Annotated in this window: 14 protein-coding genes; 9 read left to right on the plus strand and 5 right to left on the minus strand. The window is 70.4% G+C overall.

Going from position 1 to position 13845, the window contains the following annotated elements:
- Window positions 1–104: 104 nt before the first annotated feature.
- Window positions 105–749 (plus strand): TetR family transcriptional regulator, encoded by a 645-nt coding sequence (locus tag AB0M63_RS19580; protein ID WP_355904420.1) that lies wholly within the window; start codon window positions 105–107, stop codon window positions 747–749.
- Window positions 750–762: 13 nt separating this feature from the next.
- Here the strand turns inward: AB0M63_RS19580 and def are convergent, their stop codons facing one another.
- Window positions 763–1302: a peptide deformylase gene (gene def / locus AB0M63_RS19585; RefSeq protein ID WP_355904417.1), complete on the minus strand. Its 540-nt coding sequence runs from the start codon at window positions 1300–1302 to the stop codon at window positions 763–765.
- Between the two features lie 154 nt (window positions 1303–1456).
- Here def and AB0M63_RS19590 point away from each other — a divergent pair, with 154 nt between their 5' ends.
- From AB0M63_RS19590 to AB0M63_RS19620, 7 genes are all read left to right on the plus strand, one after another.
- On the plus strand, window positions 1457–2695 hold the full coding sequence (locus AB0M63_RS19590; RefSeq protein ID WP_356056075.1) for a MurT ligase domain-containing protein: 1239 nt from the start codon (window positions 1457–1459) through the stop codon (window positions 2693–2695).
- A gap of 29 nt (window positions 2696–2724) precedes the next feature.
- Window positions 2725–3453, plus strand: coding sequence for a glutamine amidotransferase (locus tag AB0M63_RS19595; protein WP_355904411.1), 729 nt, complete (start codon window positions 2725–2727; stop codon window positions 3451–3453).
- Between the two features lie 189 nt (window positions 3454–3642).
- Entirely contained in the window at window positions 3643–4668 is a 1026-nt protein-coding gene (locus tag AB0M63_RS19600) for a 6-phosphofructokinase (protein ID WP_355904408.1), read from the plus strand.
- 104 nt (window positions 4669–4772) lie between these two features.
- A complete protein-coding gene (locus AB0M63_RS19605) occupies window positions 4773–5723 on the plus strand; it encodes a cytochrome c oxidase assembly protein (protein ID WP_355904405.1) in 951 nt (316 codons plus the stop codon).
- Between the two features lie 116 nt (window positions 5724–5839).
- On the plus strand, window positions 5840–7150 hold the full coding sequence (locus AB0M63_RS19610; protein ID WP_366020236.1) for a PASTA domain-containing protein: 1311 nt from the start codon (window positions 5840–5842) through the stop codon (window positions 7148–7150).
- Between the two features lie 13 nt (window positions 7151–7163).
- Complete coding sequence (locus tag AB0M63_RS19615) at window positions 7164–8987, plus strand: septum formation family protein (protein WP_366020391.1); 1824 nt, start codon at window positions 7164–7166, stop codon at window positions 8985–8987.
- 13 nt (window positions 8988–9000) lie between these two features.
- A complete protein-coding gene (locus tag AB0M63_RS19620; protein ID WP_019070924.1) occupies window positions 9001–9159 on the plus strand; it encodes a hypothetical protein in 159 nt (52 codons plus the stop codon).
- A gap of 6 nt (window positions 9160–9165) precedes the next feature.
- Here the strand turns inward: AB0M63_RS19620 and AB0M63_RS19625 are convergent, their stop codons facing one another.
- The 4 genes from AB0M63_RS19625 to AB0M63_RS19640 are packed head-to-tail and all read right to left on the minus strand — an operon-like array spanning window position 9166 to window position 13241.
- Window positions 9166–10383, minus strand: coding sequence for a histidine kinase (locus AB0M63_RS19625; protein ID WP_366020237.1), 1218 nt, complete (start codon window positions 10381–10383; stop codon window positions 9166–9168).
- Between the two features lie 28 nt (window positions 10384–10411).
- Window positions 10412–12124 (minus strand): cation acetate symporter, encoded by a 1713-nt coding sequence (locus AB0M63_RS19630; protein ID WP_355904394.1) that lies wholly within the window; start codon window positions 12122–12124, stop codon window positions 10412–10414.
- Between the two features lie 5 nt (window positions 12125–12129).
- Window positions 12130–12489, minus strand: a complete 360-nt coding sequence (locus AB0M63_RS19635) for a hypothetical protein (protein ID WP_366020238.1) — start codon at window positions 12487–12489, stop codon at window positions 12130–12132.
- A gap of 2 nt (window positions 12490–12491) precedes the next feature.
- On the minus strand, window positions 12492–13241 hold the full coding sequence (locus AB0M63_RS19640; protein ID WP_355904388.1) for a LytTR family transcriptional regulator DNA-binding domain-containing protein: 750 nt from the start codon (window positions 13239–13241) through the stop codon (window positions 12492–12494).
- 88 nt (window positions 13242–13329) lie between these two features.
- Here AB0M63_RS19640 and AB0M63_RS19645 point away from each other — a divergent pair, with 88 nt between their 5' ends.
- Window positions 13330–13833 (plus strand): Lrp/AsnC family transcriptional regulator, encoded by a 504-nt coding sequence (locus AB0M63_RS19645; RefSeq protein WP_355904385.1) that lies wholly within the window; start codon window positions 13330–13332, stop codon window positions 13831–13833.
- The last annotated feature ends 12 nt before the right edge of the window (window positions 13834–13845 follow it).

A 13845-nucleotide genomic window follows, 5' to 3' on the forward strand; every position in this document is an offset into this window, starting at 1 on the left:
CTCCCGATGACCGGTCAGCAGCCCGACAACCCGTTCGAGGTGTAGGGCACATTGAGTGCTAGTTTGCGCAGGCGTCACCGATTCAGCACGGGTGGGGAGAGATCATGGACACCACGCAGCGGACCGATCAGCAACGGTCCGCCGACCGCCGACGGCGAGAGCTGTTGGAGGCCGCGGACAGAGTGGTGCTGCGTGACGGCCCGCAGGCCTCGATGAACGCCATCGCGGCCGAGGCGGGTATCACCAAGCCCATCCTGTACCGGCACTTCGGTGACAAGGGCGGACTCTACGCCGCCCTCGCCAAGCGGCACACGGACGCCCTGCTCTCCTCGCTGCGGGCCGCGCTGGACGCGCCCGCCGAGCGGCGGGAGCGGGTCGAGGCCACGCTCGACACCTACCTCGCGGCGATCGAGGCACTGCCTCAGGTGTACCGGTTCCTGATGCATCCCGTGGAGGGCGGCCAGACCGCGGACCAGGGGTTCGACACCGGGAACCACTCCGTGCCGTTGCTGCGGCGGATGGGCGAGGAGCTGGCCCAGGTCATCGAGGAGCGGGTCGATCTCGGACCGAACAGCCAGCAGCTCGCCCGGGTGTGGGGGCACGGCATCGTCGGCATGATGCACGCGGCCGGGGACTGGTGGCTGGGGGAACGGCCTTGCGGTCGGGCCGAGTTGGTGCGGAGTCTGGCTGATTTGTTGTGGGGGCGACTGGCTGCCGCCGGGGACAAGGTCGGCGGGCCGGGGTTCTAGGGTCACGCGCAGCTCACCGGTGCCACGAGGCCCGGGTCGCCTGTCTCATCAGTCTTCTGTGCCGCCAGCCGGTGACCCGGTCCGCGTACACCGTCCCCTCCACGTGGTCGTACTCGTGCTGCAGGCACCGCGCGAACCACCCCGTCCCATGCACGGTGATCGGCTCCCCGGTCACCGTGAAACCCTCGACCACCGCGTGGTCGTAGCGTTCCGTCCCCGCCTCCAGGCCCGGTAGGGACAGACAGCCCTCGGGACCCCTCAGCACCACACCGTCCGCCTCGACCAGGCGTGGGTTGACCATATGGCCGAGGTGGCGGATCTCCTCGTCGTCGGGGCAGTCGTAGACGAACACCCGTAGGGACTCGCCCACTTGGTTCGCGGCCAGGCCCACGCCCTGGGCCGCGTACATCGTCGCGAACAAGTCCTCGACGAGACGGGCGAGTTCCGGGCCGAAGTCCGTGACTTCCTCGCACGGGGCATGAAGCAGGGGGTCGCCGAGCAGGGTGAGGGGACGGACTCGCCCGTGGGCGCCCGGGATGGAGCCGTATCGCATGGGCGCAAGGGTACGGTTCTCTACGGCGCACGCCCGCCGCGAGGCGTTCGCGGTGCCGCGGTTCGGGCACTGATACGGATCTCGATAGGCTGAGGTCCACACCACGTTGCCGGAGGCAGAGGCGCGGCGCGTACGCAAGGAGGATCGAGAACTGATGGCAGGCAACTCGGACCCGCTCACGCCGCGGGCCAAGCTCGCCGTGACGGCGGGCAAGGCGGTCGCGGCGGCATCGCGTGCGGCGGGGCGGGGCAGCGGATCGGTGATCGGCGGCCGAGTGGCACTCAAACTCGACCCCGACCTGCTGGCCCGGCTCGCACAGAGTCTGGATGTGACCCTCGTCTCCGCGACCAACGGGAAGACGACGACGACACGACTGATCGCCGAAGCCCTGGGGGCCGCCGGACCCGTCGTGTCGAACGCGCTCGGTGCCAACATGCCCGCCGGTATCACCTCGGCGCTGGCCGGCGGCTCCGACGCCAAGTTCGGTGTCATCGAGGTCGACGAGAAGTACCTCGCCGGCGTCGCCCGGGACACCGACCCCAAGTGCATCGCGCTCCTCAACCTCTCCCGCGACCAGTTGGACCGCGCGGCCGAGACCCGCATGCTCGCGGAGAACTGGCGTGAGGGGCTGGCCGGTTCCAAGGCCGTCATCGTCGCCAACGCCGACGACCCGCTGGTCGTGTGGGCCGCCTCCTCCTCCCCCAACGTGATCTGGGTCGCGGCGGGGCAGATGTGGAAGGACGACGCGTGGTCGTGTCCTTCGTGCGGTGGCGTGATGCAGCGACCCGGCGACGACTGGTTCTGCGGTGAGTGCGGATTCCGCCGTCCGACGCCGAGTTGGGCCCTGTCCGGGGACCACGTCCTCGACCCGCACGGCTCCGCCTGGCCGATCCACCTCCAGCTCCCGGGCCGCGCCAACAAGGCCAACGCCGCCTCCTCCGCCGCCGTCGCCGCGGTCTTCGGGGTACCGCCGCAGGTCGCCCTGGAGCGCATGTACCGGGTGCAGGCGGTCGCCGGACGGTACGACGTCGTCCAGTTCATGCAGCGCGATCTGCGTCTGCTGCTGGCGAAGAACCCGGCGGGCTGGCTCGAAACGTTCAGCCTGATCGACCCGCCGCCCACCCCGGTGATCCTCTCGGTGAACGCGCGCGGCGCCGACGGCACCGACACCTCCTGGCTGTGGGACGTCGACTACACGCGCCTCACCGGCCACCCCATCTTCGTCGTGGGCGACCGCAAGCTGGACCTCGCGGTCCGCCTGGAGGTCGCGGGCCAGCACTTCCAGGTCTGCGACAACCTCGACCAGGCCGTGCAGATGGCACCGCCCGGCCGGATCGAGGTCATCGCCAACTACACCGCGTTCCAGGACCTGCGCCGCCGCGTCGGCAACTGAGACCCAGAACCCCCAGAGGACGAATGACCATGAGCGACAACCAGCTCCGTCTGGTGTGGATCTACCCCGACCTGCTGAGCACCTACGGCGACCAGGGCAACGCCCTCGTCGTGGAGCGCCGGGCGCGGCAGCGCGGCCTCGACGTGGCCCGGCTGGACGTGCGCAGCGACCAGCCGATCCCGACCTCGGGCGACATCTATCTGATCGGCGGCGGCGAGGACCGCCCGCAGCGGCTCGCGGCCGAGCGGCTGCGCCGCGACGGCGGCCTGCACCGGGCGGTCGGCAACGGCGCGATCGTCTTCTCGGTCTGCGCCGGCTACCAGATCCTCGGCCACGAGTTCATCAACGACCTCGGCCAGCGCGAGCCCGGTCTCGGCCTGCTCGACGTGGTGTCGACACGCGGCGAGGGCGAGCGGTGCGTCGGCGACGTCCTCGGCGACATCGACGCGCGTCTGGGCCTGCCCCCGCTGACCGGCTTCGAGAACCACCAGGGCATCACCCACCTCGGCCCCACCGCCCGCCCCTTCGCCAACGTCCGCCTCGGCAAGGGCAACGGCACGGGCGACGGCACCGAGGGCGCGTACAACGACACGGTGTTCGGTACGTACATGCACGGTCCCGTGCTGGCCCGCAACCCGCTGATCGCGGACCTGCTCCTCAAGCTGGCCCTCGATGTCAACGCGCTGCCGCCGATCGACGACCGCTGGTACGAGGCGCTCCGCAACGAGCGCATCGCCGCAGCTCAGCAACCTGCCTGAGCCGGCCGTACATCTCGTCGCCGGATCCCGGAAACCAGCCCGTCTGACGGCTCGTCCGCGCAGGTGAGCGGGGTCGTCCAGCAGGCGGACGCACGCTACGATCCCGCCCCCTCCTGCCGTTAGGGTGGCGGGGTTCGTACCGGACAGCGTGGTCCGGTCCCGGCCCACGTCGATAAGGTTCTTCGGGCTATGCGCATTGGTGTCCTCACGTCCGGCGGCGACTGCCCCGGCCTGAACGCCGTCATCCGGTCCGTCGTGCACCGCGCCGTCGTGGACCACGGCGACGAGGTCATCGGCTTCCGGGACGGCTGGAAGGGCCTCCTGGAGTGCGACTACCTCAAGCTCGACCTCGACGCGGTGAGCGGCATCCTCGCCCGCGGCGGCACCATCCTCGGCTCCTCCCGCGTCCAGCCCTCCCATCTGCGGGACGGTGTGGAGCGGGCCAGGGGTCACGTCGAAGAGCTGGGCCTCGACGCGATCATCCCGATCGGCGGCGAGGGCACGCTCAAGGCGGCCAAGCTGATGTACGACGCCGGTCTCCCGATAGTCGGCGTTCCCAAGACCATCGACAACGACATCGCGGTCACGGACGTCACCTTCGGCTTCGACACCGCCGTCGGTGTCGCCACCGAGGCGCTCGACCGGCTCAAGACGACCGCCGAGTCCCACCAGCGCGTCCTGGTCGTGGAGGTCATGGGCCGCCACACCGGCTGGATCGCGCTGCACTCCGGCATGGCGGCCGGCGCGCACGCCATCGTCGTACCTGAACGCCCCTTCGACATCGAGGAGTTGGCCGCCCGCGTCGGTGAACGCTTCGAGGCGGGCAAGCGGTTCGCGATCGTGGTCGCGGCGGAGGGCGCCAAGCCCCGTGCGGGCTCCATGGAGTTCGACGAGGGCAAGAAGGACGTCTACGGCCACGAGCGCTTCGCGGGTATCGCGCGGCAACTGTCGATCGAGCTGGAGGAGCGCCTCGGCAAGGAGGCGCGGCCGGTGATCCTCGGGCACGTTCAGCGCGGGGGTACGCCCACCGCGTACGACCGGGTGCTGGCGACCCGGTTCGGGTGGCACGCGGTGGAGGCGGCGCATCGGGGCGAGTTCGGGAAGATGACCGCGCTGCGGGGCACCGACATCCGGATGGTCTCGCTGGCGGAGGCGGTGGAGACGCTGAAGACGGTGCCCGCCGACCGGTACGAAGAGGCGGAGTGCGTCCTGTAGCTCGTACCTGAGCGAAACCGCCCCCGGTCACGATCGTGGCCGGGGGCGGTTCTAGTCTGGGTGCGGACAGACTTGCACAACCCCCACGAATCAGGAGCCGTCCGATGGATCACGGCGGGCACGGCATGACGATGGATCTGCCGCCGTTCACGTTCGGGCGCGGGCTTGAGTGGTCGGCCGACCCGTTCTTCCTGACGGCCTGCCTGCTCGGACTCGGGCTGTACGGCTGGGGGGTCGTCCGGCTGCGGCGGCGCGGGGACGCGTGGCCCGTGGGGCGGACGATCTCGTACGTCATCGGTGTGCTGACCGTCGGTCTCGTGATGTGCACCAAGCTCAACGACTACGGCATGGTCATGTTCAGCGTGCACATGGTGCAGCACATGGTCATCAGCATGCTGTCGCCGATCCTGCTGCTGCTCGGTGCCCCGGTCACCCTGGCGCTGCGCGCCCTGCCGCCCGCCGCGCGGGGTCGCAAGGGGCCGCGCGAGCTGCTGCTGATGTTCCTGCACAGCCGGTACATGAAGGTCATCACGCATCCGGCGTTCACCATCCCGCTGTTCATCGCGAGCCTCTACGCCCTGTACTTCACGCCGATCTTCGACTTCCTGATGGGCTCGAAGACCGGGCACATCGCGATGATGGTGCACTTCCTCGCCGTGGGTGTGGTGTTCTTCTGGCCGATCATGGGGGTGGACCCGGGGCCCAGCCGGCCGGGCTATCTGATGCGGATGCTGGAGCTGTTCGCGGGGATGCCGTTCCACGCGTTCTTCGGCATCGCGTTGATGATGGCGTCGGAGCCGATGGTCGAGACGTTCAAGCACCCGCCCGCCTCGCTCGGCATCGACGCGCTCTCCGACCAGAACGCGGCCGGCGGTATCGCCTGGGCGTTCAGCGAGGTGCCCTCCGTGCTGGTGCTGGTCGCCCTGTTGTTCCAGTGGTACAGCTCGGAGCAGCGGCAGGCCAAGCGGCAGGACCGGGCCGCCGACCGGGACGGCGACAAGGAACTTGAGGCGTACAACGCCTATTTGGCCTCATTGAACACACGAGGCAATTGAACACACGCGGCAACTGAACGGCAATTTCATTCAGTAGCATAAAGCGCGATGGGGGAACCGCCGCCGGGGGAGCGGTAATGACATTTCGCGCAGTTGTGCAAAGGACCGGAATTCCGGTGATCCGCAGGATCGCCGTGCTGCTCGTCTGTGTCCTGGTCATGAGTGGATGCGGCGGGGGCGCACATATGTTCGCCGTGCAGGCGGTCGCCGCCGGAGTTCCGTCGCTCGCGCCTTTCTTCGACGAGAAACAGGGACTGGGGCAGGACGCCGACATCCGCTCGATGCCGGTGCGGGGCACCTTGCAGCAAGGGGACACACCGGGTCTGTACGGAGGCACCAAGAAGCCGACCATCTGTGACGTGGCGAAGCTCAAGAGGTTTCTGACCGATCCCGCGAACCACCAGAAGGCGGTGGCGTGGTCGTCCGTGCTCGGCATCACGACGGACGAGATACCGGCCTATCTCGACCGGCTCACACCCGTGCTCCTGCGTCACGACACTCTCGTGCAGAACCACGACTACAAAAAGGGAAAGGCCACGCCCTTCAACTCCCTTCTGCAGGCGGGAATCGCGATTCTCGTCGACGAGCAGGGGGAACCCGCCGCGAAGTGCTCGTGCGGAAATCCGCTGCGTCCGTTCAAGGGCGACGCAGGTCGGATTTCCGTCAAGTTCGCGGACGGCAACAGGAAGTGGAACGGATATGAGCCGTCCTCCGTGGTGGCCGTACGTCCGGCGCCGCGGCCGATGGAGCGACTCGCCCTCGTGGACGTCGACGATCCCGACCGGGGCATCACGCGTCCGGTCGGTACGACGGGCAAGCGCGACACCGCCTTCGACACCCGGCAGCGGCACCCGGTACCGAACCTCATGGGGACGACGTTCGGGGAGGCCAGGCGGCACCTGGTGAACAGCGGTCTGGCCGTCGGATACGCGGGGAGCGCCGCGCCGTCCGACGACGCGCGGGTCACCGCGTCCGACCCGCCCGCGGGGACCGAGCTGCGGTTCGGGCAGTACGTGCTGCTGAGTGTCTCCGACGGGACGAGCGGAAGGGTGAGCGGAGGGGCGACGTCCACTCCCCCGGCTCCGACGACCTCCGGGCCGACACTGGGCCCGCCGACGTCCACGGCACCGCCCTCGACGACGTCCACGTCGGCACCACCCCCGTCTTCCGCGCCGCCTTCGTCGCCGCCTCCGTCCTCGTCACCGCCCTCTCCCCCGTCCTCGCCGACCAGCGCGCCACCGCCGTCGAGCAGTTCGGCTACGGCTGCCTCGCCCTCGGTGGTGACCAGCTCGCCGCCGACAAGCGCACCCGTCACCAGCAGCGCGCCGGTGACGAGCAGCGCCCCTGTCACGAGCAGCGTGCCGATCACCACGGAACCGGTCACCAGTGACCCGGTGACCGGCACGCCCGCCACGACCGAGACGTGACGTGGACCGGGGAGTGGGCCGGGTCATCGCCGGCCGCTATCTGCTGCTGAACAAGCTGGGCAGTGGGGGTATGGGACATGTGTGGCTCGCACATGACCAGAGGCTGGCCTGTGAAGTCGCGCTCAAGGAGATCGTGTTCAGCAATCCCGCCTACGCCGACGCCGAGCGGGAGGCCCGGGTGGCGCGGGCCCAGGCCGAGGCCCGGCACGCGGCGGGGCTGCGCGGTCACCCCCATGTGGTGACCGTCCATGACGTGCTGGAACACGACGGGCTGCCGTGGATCGTCATGGAGTACGTGGCGAACGCCGTCGACCTGCGTGAACTGGTCGGCGGACAGGGCCCGTTGGCGCCCGCGGAGTGCGCCCGCGTCGGGCTCGCCGTACTCGACGCGCTGACCGCCGGCCACGAGCGGGGCGTGATGCACCGGGACGTGAAACCGGCGAACATCCTGCTCGCACCGGACCGCACCGGTGCGCCGTACGCACGGGTGCTGCTCACCGACTACGGCATCTCGGTGCAGCCGGACGCCGGGGAGACGCGGTACACGCTGACGTCCGTGCTCGTGGGCACCGCGGGCTATCTGGCGCCGGAGCGTGCCACGGGCGGGCCGCCGACCGCCGCCGCGGACCTGTTCTCGCTGGGCTGCACGCTGTACCACGCCGTCGAGGGCCACGGCCCCTTCGCCCGCGAGTCGCCGCTCGCGGAGGTCACCGCCGTGGTGATGGAGGACCCGCTGCCACCGGCCCGTGCGGGCGCGCTGGCGCCGGTGCTCCACGCGATGCTGGAGAAGGACCCGCTACGGCGGATCCCGGCGGTGGAGGCGGAGGCGGCGCTGTCGCGGATCGTGACCCCGCAGACAGTGGCGGAGGCCTATTCCAGGACCCAGACCGACCTGGGCTCGCCGTCGCCCTGGGAGGACCTGGCCACCGGGCCCACGCCGGTCGCGACCCCCGCACCGGTACCGATGACGCCTCCCGCACCGTCTGCGGGCCGGCGCCGCCGTCAACGTCCCCGTGTCTTGCGGTCCGTCCTCGCGGGTCTCCTGGGGCTGGCCCTCGCCCTGGGCGGTGTCTGGTACGCGATGGCCCATCAGCAGTCCGGCGGGAACACGGGCACGGGCAGCGACAGTCGGCCGTACGGCGACGCCGTCGGGCTGTCCGCGCCGCTCAGGGACGGCGACTGTGTCACCGCCGACTGGCCCGGCGGGCACCGCTTCCGGGGAACGCCACGGCTGGTCGTAGACCACATGTGTCGCAACACCGTGCCCGACGGCCAAGTCATGGCGTTCGTGTCCACCACGTCCGCCGACGAGGCGCGCAAGGTCGGTGCGGACCGGTGTGCGCAGCGGACGCAGGAGATCCGGGAGAAGCTCGCGGACGTGCGGGGCCTCGCCGTCGTACCGACCGACGCGGGTTTCGAGGCGGCCGGACACCGCAGCGCCTGTCTGGTGCTGGGTGCGCACGGGCCGGTCTACGGGCCGCTGGGCAGCCACCGGGCCCTCGGGTCGGCGTTCGCGGACACGTCGACCATGCAGAAGCGGGACTGTCTGGACGTACCGTCGAACCGGGCCGCGAGCCTCGTCTCCTGCGCGGGAAAGCACGATCAGGAAGTGGTCGGGTTCACCCGGTTGGGTGCGGGCGTCACCCTGGCCCAGGCCCGTACTCAGTCGGACGCGGCATGTGCGCGGGACCTCCCGCCGGCCGACTACGGCTTCGATCCCTCGGTCTACGAGTCCGCCTCCTGGACCAGCCAGGGACCGTGGAAGTCGGGCACACATTTCGTCGTCTGCGCCGTGCGGAAGCAGAACGGAGGCACCATGGAGGGGAACGAACCATGAGGAGGGTGTCGCGATGCCCGGTTCCACGAAGACCATGGGGGTGATCACCGTCGGCGGGCTGGTGGTGGTGACGGCCTACACGGTGGCGCTCGGCAGCAACGGCTGGCTGTGGTTCGGCTGGGTCGTGCTGGGACTCATCACCCTCGGGATGGTGGCCACCCGCAGCACCTGACGCCCGCTACTGCTCGCTGCGCCGGCTCGCCGAGTGCACGCCCGGCTGGTACTTCGGCAGCCGGGCGGTGATCTTCATGCCCGCGCCCACGGCGGTCTCGATGACGAGGCCGTAGTCGTCGCCGTAGACCTGACGGAGCCGCTCGTCGACGTTGGACAGGCCGATGCCGCCCGAGGGGCTGACCTCCCCCGCCAGGATGCGGCGCAGCAGGTCGGGGTCCATGCCGGTGCCGTCGTCCTCGATGACGACGAGGGCCTCGGCGCCCGCGTCCTGCGCGGTGATGCTGATGCGGCTCTTGCCCGCGGCAGAAGCCGCCTTGCCTTCGAGGCCGTGCTTGACGGCGTTCTCGACGAGCGGTTGCAGGCACAGGAACGGAAGCGCGACCGGCAGTACCTCGGGGGCGATCTGCAGGGTGACCGAGAGTCGTTCGCCGAAGCGGGCCCTGACGAGTGCCAAGTAGTGGTCGATGGCGTGGAGTTCGTCGGCGAGGGTGGTGAAGTCTCCGTGCCTGCGAAACGAGTAGCGGGTGAAGTCGGCGAATTCCAGAAGCAGTTCGCGGGCGCGCTCGGGGTCGGTGCGGACGAACGAGGCGATCACCGCGAGCGAGTTGAAGATGAAGTGCGGGGAGATCTGGGCCCGAAGTGCCTTGATCTCGGCTTCGATCAGCCGGGTGCGGGACTGGTCCAGATCGGCCAACTCCAGTTGTACGGAGACCCAGCGGGCGACCTCTCCGGCGGCCCGGACAAGGACGGCGGACTCGCGCGGCGCACAGGCCACCAGCGCGCCGTGGACCCGGTCGTCGACGGTGAGCGGGGCGACCACCGCCCAGCGCAACGGGCAGTCGGGAGCATCGCAGTTGAGGCGGAACGCCTCGCCGCGGCCGGTCTCCAGAGGGCCCGCGAGCCGTTCCATGATCTCGGCCCGGTGATGGTCACCGACGCCGTCCCAGGCGAGGACCTGTTTCTGGTCGGTCAGGCACAGCGCGTCGGTGCCGAGCAGGCTGCGCAGTCGACGGGCCGAGCGGCCTGCCGTCTCCCCGGTGAGGCCGGCGCGCAACGGGGGTGCGGCGAGGGAGGCGGTGTGCAGGGTCTGGAAGGTGGCGTGTTCGACGGGGGTGCCGAGTCCGCCCAGACTCTCGGGGCGCGCGGTGTGTCGCCCGAGCCAGAAGCCGGCGGCGAGCAGCGGGAGGACGGCGACGCAGAGGCCGGCCAGGAATCCGCTCATGCGCCCACCTTCGTCGCCCGAGGCGCTGTCACGCCTTCACCTCCGCCCGTAGTTCCTCCGGCAGATGGAACCGCGCCAGGATCGCCGCCGTTCCCGTGGGCACCCGGCCCGGGGTGGCCAGGGACACCAGCACCATGGTGAGGAAGCCCAGCGGGACCGACCAGAGCGCGGGCCAGGCGAGCAGGGCGTGCAGGGGTCCTGTGCCGGGGAAGCCGGCCATGGTCGCGGCCACGGCGACGAACGCCGACCCGCCGCCCACCAGCATCCCGGCCGCCGCGCCGGGCGGGGTGAGCCGGGTCCACCAGATGCCGAGGACCAGCAACGGGCAGAAGGAGGACGCCGACACGGCGAACGCGAGTCCCACGGCATCGGCGACGGGCAGCCCGCCGACCAGGACACTCGCGGCGAGCGGTACGGCCATGGCGAGGACCGTGCCGAGCCTGAAGTGCCGTACCCCGCGCGACGGGAGGACGTCCTGGGTGAGGACCCCGGCGACGGCCATGGTCAGTCCCGACGCGGTGGACAGGAACGCCGCGAAGGCACCGCCCGCCACCAGCGCGCCGAGCAGATCGCCGCCGACGCCGCCGATCATGCGGTCGGGCAGCAGGAGTACGGCCGCGTCGGCGTCGCCCGCGATGGTGAGTTCGGGGGTGTACAGGCGGCCGAGGGCGCCGTAGACGGGCGGAAGGAGGTAGAAGGCGCCGATCAGGCCGAGGACGGCGACCGTGGTGCGGCGGGCGGCGACACCGTGCGGGCTGGTGTAGAAGCGGACCACGACGTGCGGCAGGCCCATGGTGCCGAGGAAGGTGGCGAGGATGAGGCCGTACGTGGCGTACAGGGGGCGTTCCTCGCGGCTCGCGGTGAGGGAGGTCGACATGCCGCCGTTGGTGCCGCGGGCGGCGACGGGAACGGTGGCGCCCTTGGCGAAGGTGAGGCGGGTGCCGCGCCCGATGTGGTGGACGCCGGTGGGGAGTTGGAGCTTCTCCGTGTCGTAGCGGTGGTGGTCGACCGTGCCGTTCACCGTGACGGTCAGGGGGTCGTCGAGTCTCAGGTCGAGGGTGTCGTCGAAGCGGACGACGCGCTGTTCGCGGAAGGTGGCCGGTTCCTCGAAGGCGTGCCGGGGTGCTCCCTCGCTCTGCCAGGCGAGGACCAGGAAGAGCGCGGGGACGAGCAGCGCGGTGAGCTTGAGCCAGTACTGGAAGGCCTGCACGAAGGTGATGCTGCGCATGCCGCCCGCGGCGACGGTCGCGACCACGACGACGGCGACGATCAGCCCGCCGAGCGAGTCAGGCGCGCCGGTGAGCACGGTCAACGTAAGCCCAGCGCCCTGGAGTTGGGGCAGCAGGTACAGCCAGCCGACGCCGACGACGAAGGCCCCCGCGAGTCGTCGTACGCCGTGCGAGGCGAGCCGGGCCTCGGCGAAGTCGGGAAGGGTGTAGGCGCCGGAGCGGCGCAGCGGGGCGGCGACGAACAGCAGCAGCACCAGGTATCCGGCGGTGTAGCCGACCGGGTACCAGAGCATGTCGGGGCCCTGGACGAGGACCAGGCCGGCGATGCCGAGGAAGGAGGCCGCGGAGAGGTATTCGCCGCTGATGGCGGCCGCGTTGAGGCGGGGGCCGACGGTGCGGGAGGCGACGTAGAAGTCGGAGGTGGTGCGGGAGATGCGCAGCCCGAACGCGCCGACGAGGACGGTGACCACGACGACGAGGGCGACCGCCGGTATCGCGTAACTGGGGTTCACACGCCTCAGCGGTCCTCTACCAGGCGTACGAAGTCGCGTTCGTTGCGCTCCGCGCGGCGCACGTACCAGAGGGCGAGCAGGACCAGCGGGGCGTAGAGGCAGAAGCCGAGGACCAGCCAGGCGAGGCGGCGGGAGTCCGGGGTCGCCGCGAACACCAGGGGCAGCGGGCCGACGAGCAGCACGAGAACCGCGAACACCGTGAGGGCGGCGCGGAGTTGGGTGCGCATGAGGGAGCGGACGTAGGTGTGGCCGAGGGTGGTCTGTTCGTCGATCTCGGTGCGGGGGCGGGAGTAGCCGGAGGCGCGCCGGGTGCGGCGGGGTGGGCCGGTGACTACGACCCTGCGTTCGGCGGGTTCTTGAGGCACCGTCAGGACCTCCGCATCAGCAGGTCCCGCAGTTCGCGGGTGTGGCGGCGGCTCACCTGGAGTTCCTCGCCGCCCACGACAACGCTCACCGTGCCCGCGTCCAGGCGGAGTTCGCCGATGTGGCGCAGGGCGACGAGATGGCGGCGGTGGATGCGGACGAAGCCGCGCGAGCGCCAGCGGTCCTCCAGGGTGGAGACCGGAATGCGGACGAGGTGGCTGCCCCGGTCGGTGTGCAGGCGGGCGTAGTCGCCCTGTGCCTCGACGTGGGTGATGTCGTCGACGGCCACGAAGCGCGTGACACCGCCGAGTTCGACGGCTATGTGGTCGGGGTCGGGTTCGTGCACGGGTATCCGCGGTGCTGCGCCGCCGAGTTCGGCCGCCCGGCGCACGGCCTCCGCGAGCCGTTCCTTCCGGACCGGCTTCAGCACGTAGTCAACTGCCTTGAGATCGAAGGCCTGTACGGCGAAGTCCTCGTGCGCGGTGACGAACACGACGAGCGGCGGCTGCGCGAACCCCGTCAACAGCCGTGCCAGGTCCAGCCCGTCGAGACCCGGCATCTGGATGTCGAGGAAGACGACGTCGATGGCCTCCGGTCCGGCCGGCCCCGACTCCAGGGCGCGGTTGATACGGCGCAGCGCCTCGGTCGCGTCGCCCGCGCCCTCCGCGCTGCCGATGCGTGGATCGGCGTTCAGCAGATAGAGCAACTCCTCCAGTGAGGGGCGTTCGTCGTCGACGGCGAGGGCGCGCAGCATGAACGTGGAGTGTAGGAGGAATTCGTACGCCTGGACATGTGTCCTGCGTGTGCCCTACGTGGACGTTCGCGCTGGATACAGTGCCGACATGAACAGCAGGACCACGCCGTTCGACGACCTCGACCGGAAGATCATCACCGCGCTGATGGCGAACGCCAGGAGCAGTTTCGCCGAGATCGGCGCGGCGATCGGGCTGTCCGCGACGGCGGTGAAGCGGCGGGTGGACCGGCTGCGGGAGACGGGCGTGATCACCGGCTTCACCGCGACCGTGCGGCCGTCCGCGCTCGGGTGGCGCACGGAGGCGTACGTGGAGGTGTACTGCGAGGGCGCCGCGCCCCCCAGGCGGCTCGCGGAGGTGGTGCGCAACCATCCGGAGATCACCGCGGCGATGACGGTGACCGGTGGCGCGGACGCGCTGCTGCATGTACGGGCGACCGATGTGGACCACTTCGAGGAGGTGCTGGAGCGGATCCGGCAGGAGCCCTTCATCCGGAAGACGATCAGCGTGATGGTGCTGTCCCATCTTCTCCCGGAAAGCCCGGAGGCGGGCGCGACCCATCCGGCTCCCGACGACGCATCAGACATGCGCTGACGCCACGAAAGA

Source organism: Streptomyces sp. NPDC051576 (genome assembly GCF_040681835.1).
Classification (GTDB): domain Bacteria; phylum Actinomycetota; class Actinomycetes; order Streptomycetales; family Streptomycetaceae; genus Streptomyces.